Origin of the sequence: Burkholderia sp. LMU1-1-1.1 (genome assembly GCF_040675865.1) — a bacterium.
Taxonomy (GTDB): Bacteria; Pseudomonadota; Gammaproteobacteria; order Burkholderiales; family Burkholderiaceae_D; genus Rugamonas.
In genome coordinates, this window is the sequence record NZ_JBEGHG010000002.1 from 1 (window position 1) to 16,700 (window position 16,700).

The window sequence follows — 16,700 nt, forward strand, 5'->3', positions numbered from 1 at the left end:
GCTCTGGACGCCCTGGACGCTGGCGCCGGCGGCGGCTTGCGACTGGGCGGCGGCCTGCGCGGCGGCATCGGCCGGCTGCGGCGCGACGGCGTTGACGGCCACGCCGGCGGCGGCCAGGTTCAGGCGCGTGGCCGAGTTGCTCAGCGTGGAGACGGCGCTGACCGTCTCGCCGCGGGCGTCGGCGGCCAGGGCCAGCGTGCCGCCGGGGGCGGCGCCGGCGTTGAGCAGCGAGGTGATCATCGCCGGCAGCGTATCGGCGCCGGCGCCGGCGCTAACGCTGGCCTCGTCGGCGGCGGCGTGGGTGTCGGTGGCATCGGCGGCCGGCGCGGCGGCGCCGTCGTCCTTGGCGGCCAGGTCCACCAGGTTGAGCATGTAGGCGAACGGCGCGACCACCGGCGCGTCGGCGCCCGGTTCGTCGGCGCCTTCGGCGGCCTGGGCGGTCTTGCCTGGCTGCGTGGTCTTGGCCGCTTGCGTGCCCGCGCCGGACTGGGCGCTTTTGGCCGGCGCCGGGCCGGCCGGCGACTTGGCCGGCGCGCTCTGGCTGGTGGCCGGGTTCGAGTTCGCCGCGGCGCGCTGGGCCGGCTGCCGGACCTGGGCGGCGCCGTTGCCGGCGCGCTCCTGCTGGCCGCGATTGGCCGCGACCGGCGCGGTGAAGTCGGCTTTGGCGGCCTGGGCCGCCTTGGCCGTGGCGCTGGCGCCGTTGACGCTGTTCATAGTGATGCTCATGCTTGAATTCCGTTTTCCGCTTGTTCGCTGTCGAGGGCGTAGGCCAGCCACCCCTCCTTGTTTGCCTGCATTTCGTTCAGACGACGCCCCAGGTCTTCGGTGGCGAGGTCGCAACGGCGTACCGCTTCCTGATGCATTTCATGCAAGGCCGACAGGGCGGCCCGTTCGGCGCCGCTCCATTTGCCCTGCGCCGCCATTTGCGGCAAGGTCGCCTCCACCAGCGTGTTCATCGCCGCCAGCAGCTTCCAATCCTCGGCGGCGATGGCGGCGTTCATTTTCTTTGCCATCTGCACCAATGTCGCTTGCCTATCCATTTTTGGCCTGTACGCCCAGCCAGCCTTTTTTGATCGTGGTGAGCAGCGTCGTCACCTCGTCGATGACGGCCGGGTCGAGGCTGACGCCGGCGGTGTAGAGGCGCCCGGCGCAGTAGTCGTACAGGCGGCCGAGGTTTTCGACCACCTCGCCGCCGTGGTCGAAGTCCAGCGAGCTCGACAGACCGTTGATGATGTCGGTGCACTTGTTCAGGCTGACGGCCTTGAGCTCGTAACGCTTGCCGACGATATGGCCGCGCGCGCGCGCCAGCTCCTCGAGCAAGCCGTCGGTCAGCACCAGCACCAGTTCGATCGGCGACGCCCGTGCCACCTGGGCGTCCAGATTGGTGGAGTGGTAACTGCTATAAGCTTCGTGGTTCAACATGGGGTTCACCGTACGGGTAAGTATCCGCGGCACGATTGCCGCGGCGATAAGTAGTTTGCTAGCTGTTGCTGTCGGAGGAGAACATCGCCGTGAACATGTTCGACGTCGACGTCATCGACGCCTGCAGGGTCTGCAGCGCGGTGAATTGCGCCAGATACCGCTGGTAGGCGTTGTTGAACTGGTTTTCCAGGGTCGCCAGGCGGTCGGTGACGTCGCTTTGCTGCCGTGTCGCCACCTGCTGGCGGGCGCCGATGAAACCGGTGGCGGTGTTGGTCCAGCTCGACACCAGCTTGTTCATCGTGCCCAGCACGCCGGTGCCGGCGGCGCCGCCGATGCCGGTTTTGCCGAACAGCGTGTCGAGCGCGGCAGGATTGTTGCCGATGGTCTTGTTCAGGCGGGCGGTGTCGAGCGTGAGCATGCCGTCGCGGCCGGCCGCGATGCCGAAATTGATCAGCGACTGGCCGCCGGTGGCCGCGCGCAGCGCCGAGCCCAGGCGGTCGCGCAGCGAGGCCAGGCCGGCGTCGCCATGCAGCGCGCCGTCGGCGCCATTGCTGCTTTCGGTGCCCGACACGGTCAGCGTGTTCATCACGCCGAGCAGCGTGTTGTAGGCGGTCACGAAGGCCTGGACGTTGGCGGCCGTGCCGCTGCTGTCGGCGGCCACGGTCAAGGTCACCGGCGTGGCGTTGGCCGCCTGCGCCTGGGTGACAGTGAAGCTGACGTCGTCGATGGCGGTGATGGTGTTGGACGCTTGCTCGATCTTGGTGCCGTTCTGGCCGCCGATCCAGACGATGGCGTTGCTTGCCGCGCTGAGCACGGTTTTGGCCGACAGGTCCGCCTGCAGCGCCGGGTCGCCCAGGCCGGTGACGTCGATCGACGCCACGGCGTTGTCGGCGCCGGTCTTGGTCGACGTCAGCACCAGCTTGGAGACGCCGTTGATCGTCATCGTCGAGGCCGAGACGCGCGAATTGTTGGTGGCGGCGACGTTGACGGCGGCGGCGATCTCCTTGGCCGTCAGCTTGCCGTCCATGTCGCTGTCGGCGTTGGTCAGCGCGACCAGGAAGGTCGAGCCGTCGGCCAGCGCGATGCTGAGCGAGCCGGCGTTGGTGGCGGTGCTGTCGGCGACGTTGTAGGACACCTGGCCGGCGGTGGCCAGTTGCTCGACGTAGAAGGAATAGGTGCCGGCCACGGCCTTCGAGTTGGCGCTGGCGGTGGCGACGGCCGGGTTGCTGAGGGTGGCCGCGTTGGCCGTCACCGTCTTGGTGCCCGTGGTCAGGCCCGCCAGCGCGCTCTGGAACGCGCTCAGCGCCGAACCGAGCGTCGTCAGCGCGCCCGACGTGGCCTTGGCCTCGGCCGCCTGCGCGTCCAGGATCGCCTTGGTCGGCGCGACATAGTTGTTGGCCAGGTTGGTTGCGGTGGTTTTCGGGTCGTAGGTCGGACTGCTGATGACTGCCATGATCGTGCTCCTGGAAAGGATGAATGAAGTGTACCTTGATACAAGGCGACCCTAATCGTTTCCGTATGAAAATATTTCTAACTTTTTTTTTGGTGTTGCAAATGTGTCGCGCGGCTCCCGGAATGTGTCGTTAACCGCATCAATGACGCCGCGACAACAGATTTGGCAAGGCGCCAAGATTATCCGGGTGTTTTTTGTCCGCGCAGCCAGGCCTGGGTCGCCAGGTCGTCATGCTGCTTGCGCTCCTTGGCGTCCTTTTCCTTGAGCACCACCTTCTGCTGCGTGACCAGCACCTTGCCCAGCACCTCGCGCTTGGCCCAGGCGGCGTTGAGCGCCTTTTGCGACACCGCCATGTCGGCCTCGTGCATGTGCAGGTCGAGGCGGTGGCTGTCGGCCATCTGCATCACGGCCTGCTTGTAGTTGCCGCAGTTGCCGGCCAGGGCGGGGTGCAGGTTGCCGCTGGCGCCGCTGTTGGTGTACAGGCCGGTCAGGCGGTCCAGGTTTTTCTGGTAGCGGTCGCGCAAGTTTTGCTTTTCCGCCATCTCGGTCTGCAGGCGCTCGACCTCGGTGTTGCGCAGGGCGACCAGGGTGGTCAGGTTGCGGATATTTTGGTGGCTCATGTCATCAGCTTCTCAAGTTCACTTACACACGGCGCGAACGGCGCTTCTTCCTTGGTGCCCTGGCACAGAAAATCTTCCACCTTCGGGTGCAGCATGACCGCCTTGTCGGTGATCGGATCGGCGCCGGGCACGTAGGCGCCCAGCGGGATCAGGTCGCGCACGCGGTTGTGGCGGGCCATGCTCGACTTGAGCGCGCGCGCGGCCAGCATGTGTTCCTGCGTGATGACCTGGCTCATGCAGCGGCTGATCGAGGCGCCGATGTCGATCGCCGGATAGTGGCCGCGCTCGGCCAGCTCGCGGGTGAGCACGATGTGGCCGTCGAGCACGGCGCGGGCGGTGTCGACCACCGGGTCCTGCTGGTCGTCGCCCTCGGCCAGCACGGTGTAGATCGCGCTCATCGAGCCGGTCTGGTTCTCGCCGTTGCCGGCCGATTCGACCAGCTGCGGCAGCGCCGAGAACACCGACGGCGGATAGCCCTTGGTGGCCGGCGGCTCGCCCAGCGCCAGCGCCACCTCGCGCATCGCCATCGCGTAGCGGGTCAGCGAATCGACCAGCAGCAGCACGTTCTTGCCCTGGTCGCGGTAGTGGGCGGCGATCGAATGGCACAGCTCGGTCGCCATGATGCGCATCAGCGGGCTCTCGTCGGCCGGGGCGATCACCAGCACCGCCTTGGCCAGGCCGTCCTTGCCGAGCGACATGTCGACGAACTCGCGCACCTCGCGCGAGCGCTCGCCGATCAGGCCCACCACCACCACGTCGGCCACGGTCTGGCGGGTCATTAGGCCCAGCAGTACGGACTTGCCGACGCCGGAGCCGGCCATCAGGCCGACCCGCTGGCCCTTGCCCAGGGTGAGCATGGAATTGATGGCGCGCACGCCGACGTCGAGCGGCTCGGTGACTGGTTTCTTCTTTAAAGGATGGACGCGCGGCGGCTGCGGGTCGAGCGGAAAGTCGCCGTTCAGCTTGCCCAGGCCGTCGATCGGCTCGCCTAGGCCGTTGACCATGCGGCCGAGCCAGCCGGAGCCGATTTGCAGGCTGATTTTTTCGGGGGAGGGCAGCACGCGCGCGCCGGTGGTCAGGCCGACCGCTTTTTTGAACGGCATCAAAAAGGAAAGCTTGTCGCGGAAGCCAACGACTTGCGCGTCGAGCCATTCGCCGCCGACTGTCTCGATTTGGCAACGCTGGCCGGTGTGCATCGGGCAACCGACGGCCTCGAGCAGCAAGCCGGACGCGCCGACCAGGCGGCCCGTCGGGGTCGCCATGGGCACGGAGCCCAGCTCCAGATTGCGTAACGCGTCAGCGATCACTCTTCCGTCTCCGTTTCGTCGCCGCCGTCGGCCGCCTGCAATTGATTATCGACCTGTTCCATGACAGCAGCAAGACGTTGATGACATCCGGCATCGACTTCGTTGTCGCCGGCCTTGATGCGGCACTCGCCCACTTCCAGGCGGGCGTCGGGGATCAGGTTCCAGCGCTTGGAGCGTTTCGGATCGAGCTCGGCGATGCGCTTCAATTCCTCGGGGTTGAGGAAGACGTCGATCTCCTCGCGCGTCGGTGGCATCGATGCCAAGGTTTCCTCGACCAGGGCCATCAACTGCACCGGCTGCAAGGCCAGTTCGGCGCGGATCACCTGGCGCGCCACCTTGGCCACCAGGTCGACGACTTCCTTGCGCTGCGCGGCGCGGTAGTCCGAGCGCAGCTTCTTCAGACTTTTGAGCATGGCGTCGACCGGGCGCGCCATCTGGTCGTAGGCGACCAGGGTTTCATGGCGGCCTTCCTCGCGGCCCTGCTCCTGGCCGGCGGCGCGGCCGGCCTCGAAGCCGTCCTCCTGGCCGCGCGCCAGGCCGATCTCGTAACCGTCGCGCTGGCCCTGTTCGAAGCCCTCGCTGACCGACGCCGCCCACTGGGCGCCGCCGTCGCCGCCCTGGCCGTGGCTTTGCGCCACGGCGCGCTGGTGGGCGAGGTTGGTGAACTGGGCCAGCGGCGGAAAGCGGTAGGCGCGGAACTGCTTCATTCGACCACCTGTTCGGCGAACAGCTGGATCTCGATCTCGCCGCCGTCGGCCAGGGCCTTGACGGTGGCCATGATCTCCTGGCGGGTCTGCTCGATGCGCGACATCGGCATCGGACCGGCGCGGCGCATCATGTCCTCGAAGGCCTGGGCCTGGCGTTTCGGCATGGTCTTGAGGATGGCGTCGCGGATCGACACTTCTGCGCCCTTGAGCGCGATCGCCCATTGCTCCAGCGGCACTTCCTCGATGATGCGGGTGATGGCCACCTCGGACTGGTTGCCGAGGATGAAGAAGTCGTACATCGACAGCTCGATCTGGGCGACGACCTCGGGGTCGTGCGCGCGCAGCAGCTCGACCATCTGGGCGCGGTTGCCCGGCAGGCGGTTGAGGATCTCGGCGGCCTGGCGGATGCCCTCGACGCTGGTGCTTTGCGAGTCGAACGAGCTCAGGCAGCGCACCACCAGCTCGTCGAGTTCCTGCAGCAGGTCGCGGTCGATCTCGTCGAGGCGCGCCAGGTTCAGCAGCACCAGGTCGCGGCCCTCCTGCGGCAGCGCGTCGATGATCTGGCCGGCCAGCGCCGGCGGCAGGAAGGCCAGGAACACCGACTGCATCTGCACGTGTTCGTTGGAGATGTATTCGGCCAGCCATTTCGGCGAGGCCCACTGCAGGCGCGCCATTTTCGGGCGCAGCTCGTCGCCGTAGATGTTGTTCAACACGGTGTTGGCGAGGTCGCCGCCCAGCGCCAGGTCCAGCGAGCGCTTGAGGTAGCTGCGCGAGGCGCCGTGCACGCCGGACTGTTCGCGGTAGTCGTCGAAGAAGGTTTGCATCGCCGCCTTGACGGATTCGACCTTGATGCCGCTCATGCGCGACATCACCTGCGTCACCTCCAGCAATTCCTCGCGGCTCAGGCAGCGCAGCACGGCCGCGGCCGGCTCCTCGCCGATGCTCAGCAACACGATCGCGGCCTGCTCGACCGGGGACAGCTTGGCGGGGGCGTGGGCGTATTCGGACTCGTCGGAGTCCTGCGGTTTATTGAGTTCGGCCATTTTTCTGCATCCATTGTTTAACGACTTCGGCTACGCGTTCCGGTTCCTTGGCGGCCAGCACTTTGAGGTGGTCGACCATGACGTCGACCGCCGAGCCCGGTGGCGGCAGATCGTAGTTCTCCAGCAGCGGCACCACCGGCATGCCCGGCTGGGCAGCGCCCGGCAGGGCCGGGGCGGCGCCCGCGGCGGCGGTGCCCGGCAGCGCCGGCAGCACGCCGTCCTTGGCGTCCTTGGCGTCCTTGGCGGCGGCCACTGCGGCGGCCTCGGCGGCGCGGCGCTCGGCGGCCACGCGCTGCAATTCCTGCGGGTCGGGCGTGAAGCGCACCGTCACCAGGCGCAGCAGCGGACGCAGGATCAGCAGGTAGCCCAGCAGCAGGCCGACGCCGTAGATCACGTAGGAGCTGATGTCGACGATGTTGTCGCGCTCTTCCCACCACTGGGTCACGGCCGCCTTCGGCGGGAAGTTCATGGCCGACACCACCAGCTGGTCGCCGCGCTCGGCGTTGATGCCCAGGCCGTTGCGCAGGATCTTGTCGATGTTGGCGATCTCGGCGGCGCTCCAGCCGGTCTTCGGCGTCGGCGCGGCGGCCTGCGCCAGCACCACGGCCACGCTGAGTTTTTGCAGGCGGCCACGGCTGCGCTTGGTCTGGGTGATGCTGCGGTCGTAGGCGTACTGGCGGGTGGTGGCGTTCTTGCGCGCCGTGCCGTCGCCCATGCCGGCCGGGTCGGTGGCCGGCTTGGCGGCGTCGGCCGGATTCGGGTTGGCCGGCGGCGGCCGGTTCGACAGGGTGCCCGGCACGCCCATGGCCATGCGGTTGCGGTCCTGCTCCTCGCGCATGGCCTCGCTCGTGACCTTCGGATCGGCGCCGAATTTCTCCACCGTTTCCTCGATCTTGTCGTTGTCGACGGCGGCCATCACGCTCAGGCGGAAGTTGTCGTCGCCGATCACCGGACCGAGCAGGTTCTTGACGTTGGCCTTGACCTCGTCCTGGATGCGCTTGCCGTTCTCGTTGCTGGCGCTGCTGGCGTCGAAGCCCTCGGTCAGGTCGATGTGCGACGACAGCAGGTTGCCGGTCTGGTCGACCAGGCTCACCCTCTGCGGGCTGAGGCTGGCGACGCTGCCGGCGACCATGTTGACGACGGCGGCGATGGCCTCCGGCTGCAGGGTGCGGCCCGGCTTGAGCGCCACCACCACCGAGGCCGACGACTTGTCGCCGTCGGACGACACGAACGAGGTCGACTTGGCGATCGACAGGTGCACGCGGGCGTGCGAGATGGCGTCCATGGTCATGATCGACTGCGCCAGCTCGCCCTCCAGGCCGCGGCGGAAGCGCACGTCCTGGACGAACTGCGACACGCCCAGCGGGTCGTTCTTGTCCATCAATTCGAGGCCGGCCGGCAGCTGGGCGGTGACGCCCTTGGCCGCCAGCAGCATGCGCACCTTGCCCAGCATCGCCGCCGGCACCAGCACCTGGCCGCTCTCCGGATGCAGGCGGTAGGGGATGTGGTCGGTGTCGAGCACGGTCATCATGTCGGACGCCGACACTTTTTCGCGCGCGCCGAAGACCGGCTTGTAGCCGGACTGGTCGTTCCAAAGATACATCAGCACCAGGGCCGTCACGCCGATCGCCAGCAACAGCAGCGGATACAGGTTCTTGAGCAGGTTGGGGGGCAGCGACATGGCGGCCGGGCTGGTGCGCCAGCGACCAAAGGCGGTCTTGATGGTGTTGATCACGTTGATTGCTTTCGCGTTGTGGGTGCGCGGTGGTGTCGGAAGGCGATAGGTGGTTTACGGCGCTTACAGCGGCAACTTGATGAGCTCGTCGACGGCGCCCATCACTTTATTGCGCACCTGCATCAGCATCGAGAACGACAGGCTCGCTTCCTGGCTGGCCAGCATGGCGCCGACCAGGTCGTCGCTCTTGCCGGCATCGACATCGGCCATCTTCTGGCCGGCGGCGGCGTCGCCCTCGTTGACCTTGCCGACCGCGTCCTTCATCGACTGGGCGAACGAAAAGCCGGCGTTGGCCTCGGCGGCGCCGAACTGGCCGGCCTGGCCGCCGAACTGGGCGGCCGGCGCGATGGCGCTGTTGCCCAGCGTTTGCGCGGCGTTGGTCAACGACGCCAGGTCGGCCTGAATCAGGCTGGAGAATCCGTTACTCATGCTTGTTACCTCCTGTTGCGCGCGACGTAGGCGGCTTGCGCGCCGCGTCGGTCCCACGTGTCTACCATATCCAGATTGCCGGGATGCGGCAAGCTCGGCGTCGCTGAAGCGTTCATTGCCGGGCTCTGCCGCGCCGTCTCTATCTCATTCGTGCTACACATCCATTTTGCATGTCACAGTCTTGTAGGAAAGAGTGCGATCGCGCTGTCGGACTAACCCTGGTGCATTGCCAAAAGGCAATTGTGTCGGGTGGTATTGTGCGGCGGGAAAATGTCACGTTTTGAGCGTACCCTGGTTAAATGTTTGCGCTGCCAATTCCGGATCTCTTCGGAAGTGTTTTCCTGGAGTAAATACCGTTATAAATCATTCACTAAGGGTCGTTTGTTAATGTTTGTTGCGGTGCAGCGATTCCTCTATGAGGCTGTGTTTAGCTTACCGGCTAGCAATATTCTTGTAAAGGTTTATTTGCCCTACGTAAACATCCTGCGACAAAACTTGTTCCATAGCAATAATGTGAATTTTCCTGTAGACTGCGACTAGCGATGCAGAGCCACTTTCCGTTATGCTGTTGCATGTAGCCAAATTTTGCGCTGTAAGTAACCAGTTTTTGGCTGGATAGTGCGATGATGGTGGCGTATGAAGAATTATCCGACCCGGCCCTAACACCCGACCTGGCCCTAACATGACAACCACAAAACAGCCTGCGCACCATCAGGTCCTCGATCCTTGCTTGCTGGGCCGTCCCGTGCACCTGCTGCACCTCTTCGCGGCCCAGTTGCGCGACGACCTGACGCAGGCCATGCGCCTGAATATGAGCCGCCGTTACTGGGGCGGGTTCCGGGTCGAGGACGTGCAGTTCACCCGTTTCGACGGCGAACAGCGCGGCCGCTGGTTGAGTTTTGCCGCCCCGGCCGGCCACATCGCCTTCTCGCTCGAGCGCAAGGTGTTGCTGAGCGTACTCAACTTCCGCTACGGCAGCAGTGGCAAGTCCGACAACAGCGCCGCCCCGGTCGATGAAAACACGGTGCGCGTGACCGCCACCGAGGAGCGCCTGGCTGTGGTTTTGGGGCAACAGTTGGCCGGCACGCTGGCCGGCCGCATCGAGCTGAACCTGCCGGTGATCGACAAGGCGCCGGCCGCCGCCGAAGGCGCGGAGGACGGCGCCGACACGGAATTCAAACCGGCGCCCGGCGCGCCGCCGCCCAAGGGCAACTGGACCATCACCGTCACCTTGGCCGACAACGCCAGCGGCGCCACCGGCCAGTTCTGGTTCGCGCTGGACAAGGCGCTGATGGCCAGCGTGCTGCGCGGCCTGTTGCGCGACCGCGACGGCGCCAAGAAACCCCAGGCCGCCAGTCCGCTGGCGCAGCGCCTGCAGGTGGGGCTGACGGGCCGCCTGGCCAGCAAGGAAGTGATGCTGGGAACCTTGTACGATTTGCAGGTTGGCGATGTCATCCCCATCAGCCTGAGCAGAGCCGACGTCCTGCTCGAGGATTCCCGGCTGTTCACCGCGGCCGTGACCGAGCACAAGGGCAAACTCTGTCTAACCTCCTTTGAAGATGTTGAATAAACATGATGAACATGAACGTAGCCAACCCCACTGACGCCCTGTTGGAAGACCTGTCCGAGGAAATGATCATCGACCAGGTCGGCACCGAGCTGGCCGACGTGCCGGCCGTCGCGCCGCGCCGCGACCTGCCGGCGATGATGCGCAAGATCCCGGTGACGTTGACCTTGGAGGTCGGCTCGGCGCGCATCTCGCTGCAGGAGTTGATGGCGATCGGCCCCGATAGCGTGGTCGAGCTCGACGTGCTGGCCGGCGAGCCGCTGGTCATCAAGGTCAACGGCACCGCCATCGGCCGCGCCGAAGTGGTGGTGGCCGGCGAGAACTACGGCCTCAAAGTCATCGACCTGGACGGCCTCAATCTCGACATGATGACTCCATGACCTGGAGTGTGACGACGCGGTGGCGCCGGCCAGTGCCCGCCGCCGCCGTGCTGGCGGCCGCGGTCGGCCTGGCGCTGGCCTGGGCGCCGGGCGCCGCCCAGGCGGTCGACCTGCTGGCCAACGTGGTGCCGGGCGCCAAGACCGAGCTGACGGTCAAGATGCAAATCCTGATCATCATGACGTTGCTGGGCTTGCTCCCGGTGATGGTCATGATGATGACCAGCTTTACCCGTTTCGTGATCGTGCTGTCGCTGCTGCGCCAGGCCCTGGGCCTGCAGCAGGGCCTGCCCAACCGGGTGATCACCGGGGTCGCCCTGATTTTGACCCTGCTGGTGATGCGCCCGATCGGCGACCAGATCTGGACCGACGCCTTCGTGCCCTACGACCAGGACAAGATCAGTCTGGAGACGGCGCTGCAGATCGCCGAAAAACCCATTTCCCGCTTCATGCTGGCGCAAACCAGCAAGGCCGCGCTGCAGCAGATCGCCCACCTGGCCGGCGAGGACAAGGTCGCCACGCCGGCCGAGCACGCGTTCACCGTCAAGCTGGCCGCGTTCGTGCTGTCGGAGCTGAAGACCGCGTTCCAGATCGGCTGCATGCTGTTCATTCCGTTTTTGGTGATCGACCTGGTGGTGTCGTCGGTGCTGATGGCGATGGGCATGATGATGTTGTCGCCGCTGGTCATCTCGCTGCCGTTCAAGCTGCTGCTGTTTGTGCTGGTCGACGGCTGGACCCTGACCGTCAACACGCTCGTCACGAGCGTGCAGGCGTATTAGAACCGAAACGATAGGCGAGCCCGATGCTGACTCCTGAAGTTGCCGTCGACCTGGTGGTCGAATCGCTGCATATTGTCATGCTGTTGGTGATCCTGCTGGTGGTGCCCGGCCTGATCATGGGCCTGCTGGTGGCGCTGGTGCAGGCGGCCACGCAGATCAACGAACAGACGCTCAGTTTCCTGCCCAGGTTGCTGGTCACCTTGTTGGCCATCATCCTGATGGGCCGCTGGATGGCCGGCTACCTGATGGACTTCTGCGTCTCCATTTTCACCCGCGCCGCCACCCTGGTCGGCTAGCGCCCCTCGTCACCCGACATGGAACCGGTCCTGGCCCAACTGCTGCCGATGCTCACCGCCATCTGGTGGCCGTTCTGCCGCATCCTGGCGATGTTCATCGGCGCCCCGGTGCTGGGCGAGGCGGTCACGCCGGTGACGGTGCGCATCCTGATCGCGCTGGTGCTGGCGGTGCTGATGCTGCCGGCCACCGGCGGCGTCGGTGGCTACGCCATCGACCCGTTCTCGATGCATGGCGTGGTCGCCACCATCGAGCAGGCGCTGATCGGCTTCGTGCTCGGGCTGGCGTTCCACTTCGCCATGTCGGTCATCGGCGTGCTCGGCTTCATGGTGTCGTCGCAGATGGGCTTTTCGATGGCGGTCATGAACGACCCGATGAACGGCCAGTCGTCGGACGTGGTCTCGGCGTTGCTGTCGGTGCTGTCGATCATCGTGTTCTTCGCCATCGACGGCCACCTGGTGATCTCCAACATCATCGGCCAGAGCTTCCGCGCCTGGCCGCTGGGGCAGGGGTATACGCCGATGCTGCTCAACGCCGTGGCCTACAACGTCGCCTGGATCTTCTCGGCGGCGATGCTGCTGGCGATCCCGATCGTGTTCTCGACCTTGGTGGTGCAGCTCGGCTTCGGCTTTTTGAACCGGGTCGCGCCCAGTTTGAATTTGTTCGCGCTCGGGTTTTCGGTGATCACCATCTTCGGCCTGGTGATGCTGGCCGAGGTGGTGCGCTTCATCCCCGACCACTACGTGCGCATGACCAACCAGGTGCTGGAGCTGATCCGCCAGCAGATGCAGGTGGCCGCCCATGGCTGAGAGCAGCACCGGCGATAAGACAGAAAAGGCTTCACAACAGAAGCTCAAGAAGTCGCGCGACGAAGGGCAGGTGGTCCGTTCGCGCGACCTGTCGACGGCCATCGGCATTTTGGTGAGCCTGAAACTGTTCGTCTACCTGCTGCCGAACTACATGGCGGACTTCAACGAGATCTTCCACCAGAGCTTCGCGCCGTTCGACAGCACCGGCTCGATCGACAACTCGATGTCGACCGTGTTCGGCAGCGCCATGGCGCTGTTCATCAAGATGGTGCTGCCGCTGTTCGTGGTGCCGTTGTTCATCGTGCTGGGGGCGATGGTGCCGGGCGGCTGGGTCATGACCACCAAGCACTGGGCGCCCAAGCTGAGCCGCCTGAGCCCGGCCGCCAACCTGGGCCGGCTGTTCAGCGCCAAGCACGGCTTCGAGCTGCTGGTGTCGATCGCCAAGGCCGGCGTGCTGATCTCGGTGCTGATCCACGTGGCGCGTTCCACCGTGCGCGACTACACGCAGCTGCAGCACATGCCGATGGGGCAGGCGATGGTGAACGGCTCGAACCTGATGCTCGACGGCCTGATGGCGCTGATCGCCGTGTTCGTCATCTTCGCGCTGATCGACGTGCCGGCGCAGGCCTTCTTCTTCGCCAAGCAGCAGCGCATGAGCAAGCAGGACATGAAGGAGGAGCACAAGTCGACCGAGGGCCGGCCGGAAGTGAAGGGGCGCATCCGCCAGCTGCAGCGCGCGCTGGCGCGCAACAGCGCCCGCAAGACCGTGCCCAGCGCCGACGTCGTCATCGTCAACCCGGAGCATTACGCGGTCGCGCTCAAGTACGACCACGACCGCGCCGAGGCGCCGTACGTGGTGGCCAAGGGCGTCGACGAGATGGCGCTCTACATCCGCCAGATCGCCACCGAACACAAGATCGAAGTGATGGCGCTGGCGCCGCTGGCGCGCGCCATCTACAACACCAGCCAGGTCAACCAGCAGATCCCGGTGCAGCTGTACCAGGCGGTCTCGCAGGTGCTGAACTATGTGCTGCAGCTGAAAGCATTCCGTACCGGGCGGCGCGCCGCCGAGCCGGCGTATCCGAATGAAGTCGTCGTACCAACATCCATGAGCGAGGTTAAGCAGTCATGAATTTATTCCAGCGGTTGATCGCCGAAGCGCGTCGCCACAAGTTCGCCACACCGGTATTCCTGCTGGTGATCCTGGCGATGATCATCCTGCCGTTGCCGCCGATACTGCTGGACGTGATGTTCACGTTCAACATCGTGCTGGCCCTGATCGTCATCATGGTCGCCGTCTCGGCCAAGCGGCCGCTGGACTTCTCGGTGTTCCCGACGGTGATCCTGGCCACCACCATGCTCAGGTTGACGTTGAACGTGGCCTCGACCCGCGTGGTGCTGCTGCACGGCCATGAAGGCACGGCGGCGGCCGGCGAGGTGATCGAAGCGTTCGGCGAGGTCGTCATCGGCGGCAATTACGTGGTCGGTATCGTCGTCTTCGTGATCCTGATGATCATCAACTTCATGGTGGTGACCAAGGGCGCCGAGCGCATCTCGGAAGTGTCCGCGCGGTTCACGCTGGACGCCTTGCCGGGCAAGCAGATGGCGATCGACGCCGACCTCAACGCCGGCCTGATCAACCAGGAGAAGGCCCAGGCGCGGCGCAAGGACGTCGCCGCCGAGGCCGACTTCTACGGCGCCATGGACGGCGCCTCCAAGTTCGTGCGCGGCGACGCCGTCGCCAGTATCCTGATTCTGATCATCAACATGGTCGGCGGCGTGGCGATCGGCGCCATCATGCAGGACATGTCGTTCGGCGACGCCTTCAAGCAATACGCGCTGCTGACCATCGGTGACGGCCTGGTGGCGCAGATCCCGGCGCTGCTGCTGTCGGCCGCCTCGGCCATCCTGGTGACCCGGATCTCCGACTCGGGCGACTTCGAGAAGCAGGTCGGGGACCAGGTGCTGACGTCGCCGCAGGTGATGTTCAGCGCCGCCGGCATGATGATCATCCTGGCCGTGGTGCCGGGCATGCCGTGGCAAATGTTCACGCCGTTCGCCATCGTGCTGGCCTATGTCGGCTGGAAGCTGGGGCAGGTGGTCAAGGCGCCCGACACGTCCGGCATCGACGCCATCGAGGCGGCGCTGCGCGACGACCGCGCGCCCGAGCTCGACTGGCACAGCCTGCCCGCGGTGCAGCAGTTGCAGCTCGCGCTGGGCTACAAGCTGGTCGGCCTGATCGACAAGACCCACGGCGAGCCGCTGACCAAGCGGGTGCGCGGCGTGCGCCAGAGCCTGTCCGAATCGATGGGCCTGCTGCTGCCGCCGATCATCGTGCGCGACGACCTCGGCCTCAAGCCGTCGCAGTACACGGTGATGCTCTCGGGCAGCGTGGTGGCGCAGGCCGAGGTGTTCGCCGACCGCCTGATGGCGATCCCGTCGCCCAACATCTACGGCCAGATCGACGGCATCCCCGGCATCGAGCCGGCCTACGGCATGCCGGTGACGTGGATTGAAACGAGCGAGAAGGCCAACGCGCTGGGGCTGGGCTACCAGGTGGTCGAGGCGCCGAGCGCGATCGCCACCCACCTGTCCAAGCTGATCCGCGAATACCTGCCTGAGCTGTTCCGGCACGAGGACGTGCCGGCGCTGATGGACCGGCTGACGGCCTTGTCGCCCAAGCTGGCCGCCTCGCTGGACAAGGCGTTGACGCACACGCAGATGCTGCGCGTGTTCCGCGTGCTGCTGGCCGAGAACGTTTCGTTGAAGGACATCGTGCCGATCGCCACCACCCTGGTCGACAGCTCGGAGACCACCAAGGACCCGATCCTGCTGGCGGCCGAAGTGCGCTGCGCGCTGCGGCGCCAGATCGTCACCGGGCTGTTCGGGCAGAAGACCGAGATGCTGGCCTTCAACCTTGGCGGCGACCTGGAGAACATGTTGCTGGGGTCGTTGAACCAGGCGCGCCAGAGCGGCAAAGTGGTGCTGGACAATTACCCGATCGACCCGCACCTGCTGGCGCAGCTGCAGGTGAACATGCCGGTGGCGCGTGAGCAGATGAAGCAGCAGGCCACGCCGCCGCTGTTGCTGGTGCTGCCGCAGATCCGGCCGCTGCTGGCGCGCTACGCGCGCTTGTTCGCGCCCGGCCTGCACGTGCTGTCGTACAACGAGATACCCGAGAACCGCGAAGTGAGCATCATCGGTACCGTCGGCTGAGCGGCAGCCTGAATCTTGCGGCTTGATTTCCCCAGCGGGCGCCTTGAGCGCCCGCTGTCTTTTTACAGTGCGACACATGGCGTTATAAACCCGCCTACTTGATTGATGCGCTTGTCGCTGCCATGATTCCAGCGCCGCAAGCTCGCCGACGTGCTGTCGCGTTTCGACTCGATCGCGCCGGTGCGCGAGCTGACCTCGGGCCCCCAGCTTTTCGATGCGGCAGTGGCCTTTACGTGGAACTGCCTTTCGGCGTCGACGCACCATTTCTGCCGTACCGGAACCGGAAAAACCTGCACGATGCTGCTGGCTGGCTTGGGCCTGATCGGCCTGGCACGTCGCCGCACACGTTGCGGACAGGCCCCAGGGAGCCTTTGAGGCTATTCACGGTAATTCATGATCGCCTGCTTTGCCAAATCTACGGACAGATGCACGGCGTCGTCATTGGTGTTGGTAGCTACCACTTCCAACGCATAAACAACAGGATTTGGTACGTTCCATACAGGTTTGCTTAAGGCCCGCCCCCAGTCATACCATAGCTCCCGAAATTCGTTGGCGATACTCCAAACCAACGCTCCGTCATTGCTGATTGATGCCCAATTTTCAGCGGCATTTTGCACGTCTACTAACAACTTGGTCATCGCATTGTCGCGATTCGACTCCTGGGGACTTATAGTCATCATGTTGCTTATTTTCGATAGCTGGTGATCGGATGGGACTAGCTGCATCAAGGTAATTCGGCCTTCCAAACGGATGGCTCTCCTGGTAATAAGCGCTGGTGTATAGAAGAGACCAGTCGCGAAACTATTGCAGGTAATGATCAGCCTGTTACTCGGCTATCTCATCCACATTGATCTGGAGCGCCGAGGTGGGCAGGTAGAGTGCGGACCTCATCATCGTGGTGGAAGAGTCCGCGTGCATGTAAGATCGGGACCATTTCTTCGC

At 65.2% G+C, this 16,700-nt stretch carries 17 protein-coding genes and 1 pseudogene; 7 read left to right on the forward strand and 11 right to left on the reverse strand.

All coding sequences use genetic code 11. The features are described from left to right. From MRBLMU1_RS02355 to MRBLMU1_RS02400, 10 genes and pseudogenes are all read right to left on the reverse strand, one after another. Positions 1-726, reverse strand: a pseudogene (locus MRBLMU1_RS02355) (hypothetical protein); the annotation flags it as partial. Next, positions 723-1,013 (reverse strand): hypothetical protein, encoded by a 291-nt coding sequence (locus MRBLMU1_RS02360; protein WP_363496476.1) that lies wholly within the window; start codon positions 1,011-1,013, stop codon positions 723-725. The pseudogene MRBLMU1_RS02355 and the gene MRBLMU1_RS02360, both read right to left, overlap by 4 nt. Before the next feature lie 19 nt (positions 1,014-1,032). Beyond that, entirely contained in the window at positions 1,033-1,422 is a 390-nt protein-coding gene (gene fliS, locus MRBLMU1_RS02365; protein ID WP_363496479.1) for a flagellar export chaperone FliS, read from the reverse strand. A gap of 58 nt (positions 1,423-1,480) precedes the next feature. Beyond that, entirely contained in the window at positions 1,481-2,875 is a 1,395-nt protein-coding gene (fliD, locus tag MRBLMU1_RS02370) for a flagellar filament capping protein FliD (RefSeq protein WP_363496482.1), read from the reverse strand. A gap of 179 nt (positions 2,876-3,054) precedes the next feature. Beyond that, entirely contained in the window at positions 3,055-3,495 is a 441-nt protein-coding gene (gene fliJ, locus MRBLMU1_RS02375) for a flagellar export protein FliJ (RefSeq protein WP_363496485.1), read from the reverse strand. Further along, the gene (fliI, locus tag MRBLMU1_RS02380) at positions 3,492-4,802 is read right to left on the reverse strand and encodes a flagellar protein export ATPase FliI (protein ID WP_363496488.1); all 1,311 of its coding nucleotides are present in this window, start codon (positions 4,800-4,802) and stop codon (positions 3,492-3,494) included. Before fliI ends, fliJ begins: the two co-directional genes overlap by 4 nt. Continuing rightward, positions 4,799-5,509: a flagellar assembly protein FliH gene (fliH, locus tag MRBLMU1_RS02385; protein ID WP_090313977.1), complete on the reverse strand. Its 711-nt coding sequence runs from the start codon at positions 5,507-5,509 to the stop codon at positions 4,799-4,801. Before fliH ends, fliI begins: the two co-directional genes overlap by 4 nt. Then, a complete protein-coding gene (locus MRBLMU1_RS02390; protein WP_363496492.1) occupies positions 5,506-6,552 on the reverse strand; it encodes a flagellar motor switch protein FliG in 1,047 nt (348 codons plus the stop codon). The genes fliH and MRBLMU1_RS02390 overlap by 4 nt, the downstream gene beginning before the upstream one ends. Further along, positions 6,536-8,287: a flagellar basal-body MS-ring/collar protein FliF gene (fliF, locus tag MRBLMU1_RS02395; protein ID WP_363496495.1), complete on the reverse strand. Its 1,752-nt coding sequence runs from the start codon at positions 8,285-8,287 to the stop codon at positions 6,536-6,538. Before fliF ends, MRBLMU1_RS02390 begins: the two co-directional genes overlap by 17 nt. Before the next feature lie 63 nt (positions 8,288-8,350). Continuing rightward, positions 8,351-8,716, reverse strand: coding sequence for a flagellar hook-basal body complex protein FliE (locus MRBLMU1_RS02400; RefSeq protein WP_363496498.1), 366 nt, complete (start codon positions 8,714-8,716; stop codon positions 8,351-8,353). A 682-nt stretch (positions 8,717-9,398) separates the two neighbouring features. Here MRBLMU1_RS02400 and MRBLMU1_RS02405 point away from each other — a divergent pair. Genes MRBLMU1_RS02405 through MRBLMU1_RS02435 form a run of 7 tightly spaced genes read left to right on the forward strand, consistent with a single transcriptional unit; the run spans position 9,399 to position 15,758 of the window. Beyond that, positions 9,399-10,286 (forward strand): FliM/FliN family flagellar motor C-terminal domain-containing protein, encoded by an 888-nt coding sequence (locus MRBLMU1_RS02405; RefSeq protein ID WP_363496501.1) that lies wholly within the window; start codon positions 9,399-9,401, stop codon positions 10,284-10,286. Positions 10,287-10,291: 5 nt separating this feature from the next. Next, positions 10,292-10,663 (forward strand): FliM/FliN family flagellar motor switch protein, encoded by a 372-nt coding sequence (locus MRBLMU1_RS02410; RefSeq protein ID WP_363497176.1) that lies wholly within the window; start codon positions 10,292-10,294, stop codon positions 10,661-10,663. After that, positions 10,660-11,439: a flagellar type III secretion system pore protein FliP gene (gene fliP, locus MRBLMU1_RS02415; RefSeq protein ID WP_363496503.1), complete on the forward strand. Its 780-nt coding sequence runs from the start codon at positions 10,660-10,662 to the stop codon at positions 11,437-11,439. Before MRBLMU1_RS02410 ends, fliP begins: the two co-directional genes overlap by 4 nt. Before the next feature lie 23 nt (positions 11,440-11,462). Further along, a complete protein-coding gene (locus MRBLMU1_RS02420; protein ID WP_090313971.1) occupies positions 11,463-11,735 on the forward strand; it encodes a flagellar biosynthetic protein FliQ in 273 nt (90 codons plus the stop codon). A gap of 18 nt (positions 11,736-11,753) precedes the next feature. After that, entirely contained in the window at positions 11,754-12,542 is a 789-nt protein-coding gene (locus tag MRBLMU1_RS02425; protein ID WP_363496507.1) for a flagellar biosynthetic protein FliR, read from the forward strand. Then, positions 12,535-13,674, forward strand: a complete 1,140-nt coding sequence (locus tag MRBLMU1_RS02430) for an EscU/YscU/HrcU family type III secretion system export apparatus switch protein (protein WP_363496509.1) — start codon at positions 12,535-12,537, stop codon at positions 13,672-13,674. Before MRBLMU1_RS02425 ends, MRBLMU1_RS02430 begins: the two co-directional genes overlap by 8 nt. Further along, a complete protein-coding gene (locus tag MRBLMU1_RS02435) occupies positions 13,671-15,758 on the forward strand; it encodes a flagellar biosynthesis protein FlhA (RefSeq protein WP_363496512.1) in 2,088 nt (695 codons plus the stop codon). The genes MRBLMU1_RS02430 and MRBLMU1_RS02435 overlap by 4 nt, the downstream gene beginning before the upstream one ends. Positions 15,759-16,135: 377 nt before the next feature. On the opposite strand, the gene MRBLMU1_RS02440 is transcribed toward MRBLMU1_RS02435, so the two are convergent. Then, positions 16,136-16,396, reverse strand: coding sequence for a hypothetical protein (locus MRBLMU1_RS02440; protein ID WP_363496515.1), 261 nt, complete (start codon positions 16,394-16,396; stop codon positions 16,136-16,138). Positions 16,397-16,700 lie beyond the last annotated feature (304 nt).

What these genes read in the sequence shown, in the direction of transcription:
- fliS (WP_363496479.1), bottom strand. Translation starts at nt 1,422, where the DNA reads ATGTTGAACCACGAAGCTTATAGCAGTTACCACTCCACCAATCTGGAC.
- MRBLMU1_RS02360 (WP_363496476.1), bottom strand. Translation starts at nt 1,013, where the DNA reads ATGGCAAAGAAAATGAACGCCGCCATCGCCGCCGAGGATTGGAAGCTG.
- MRBLMU1_RS02420 (WP_090313971.1), top strand. Translation starts at nt 11,463, where the DNA reads ATGCTGACTCCTGAAGTTGCCGTCGACCTGGTGGTCGAATCGCTGCAT.
- MRBLMU1_RS02440 (WP_363496515.1), bottom strand. Translation starts at nt 16,396, where the DNA reads ATGACCAAGTTGTTAGTAGACGTGCAAAATGCCGCTGAAAATTGGGCA.
- MRBLMU1_RS02435 (WP_363496512.1), top strand. Translation starts at nt 13,671, where the DNA reads ATGAATTTATTCCAGCGGTTGATCGCCGAAGCGCGTCGCCACAAGTTC.
- MRBLMU1_RS02410 (WP_363497176.1), top strand. Translation starts at nt 10,292, where the DNA reads ATGAACATGAACGTAGCCAACCCCACTGACGCCCTGTTGGAAGACCTG.
- fliP (WP_363496503.1), top strand. Translation starts at nt 10,660, where the DNA reads ATGACCTGGAGTGTGACGACGCGGTGGCGCCGGCCAGTGCCCGCCGCC.
- MRBLMU1_RS02400 (WP_363496498.1), bottom strand. Translation starts at nt 8,716, where the DNA reads ATGAGTAACGGATTCTCCAGCCTGATTCAGGCCGACCTGGCGTCGTTG.
- fliJ (WP_363496485.1), bottom strand. Translation starts at nt 3,495, where the DNA reads ATGAGCCACCAAAATATCCGCAACCTGACCACCCTGGTCGCCCTGCGC.
- fliH (WP_090313977.1), bottom strand. Translation starts at nt 5,509, where the DNA reads ATGAAGCAGTTCCGCGCCTACCGCTTTCCGCCGCTGGCCCAGTTCACC.
- MRBLMU1_RS02405 (WP_363496501.1), top strand. Translation starts at nt 9,399, where the DNA reads ATGACAACCACAAAACAGCCTGCGCACCATCAGGTCCTCGATCCTTGC.
- fliD (WP_363496482.1), bottom strand. Translation starts at nt 2,875, where the DNA reads ATGGCAGTCATCAGCAGTCCGACCTACGACCCGAAAACCACCGCAACC.
- MRBLMU1_RS02430 (WP_363496509.1), top strand. Translation starts at nt 12,535, where the DNA reads ATGGCTGAGAGCAGCACCGGCGATAAGACAGAAAAGGCTTCACAACAG.
- MRBLMU1_RS02425 (WP_363496507.1), top strand. Translation starts at nt 11,754, where the DNA reads ATGGAACCGGTCCTGGCCCAACTGCTGCCGATGCTCACCGCCATCTGG.
- MRBLMU1_RS02390 (WP_363496492.1), bottom strand. Translation starts at nt 6,552, where the DNA reads ATGGCCGAACTCAATAAACCGCAGGACTCCGACGAGTCCGAATACGCC.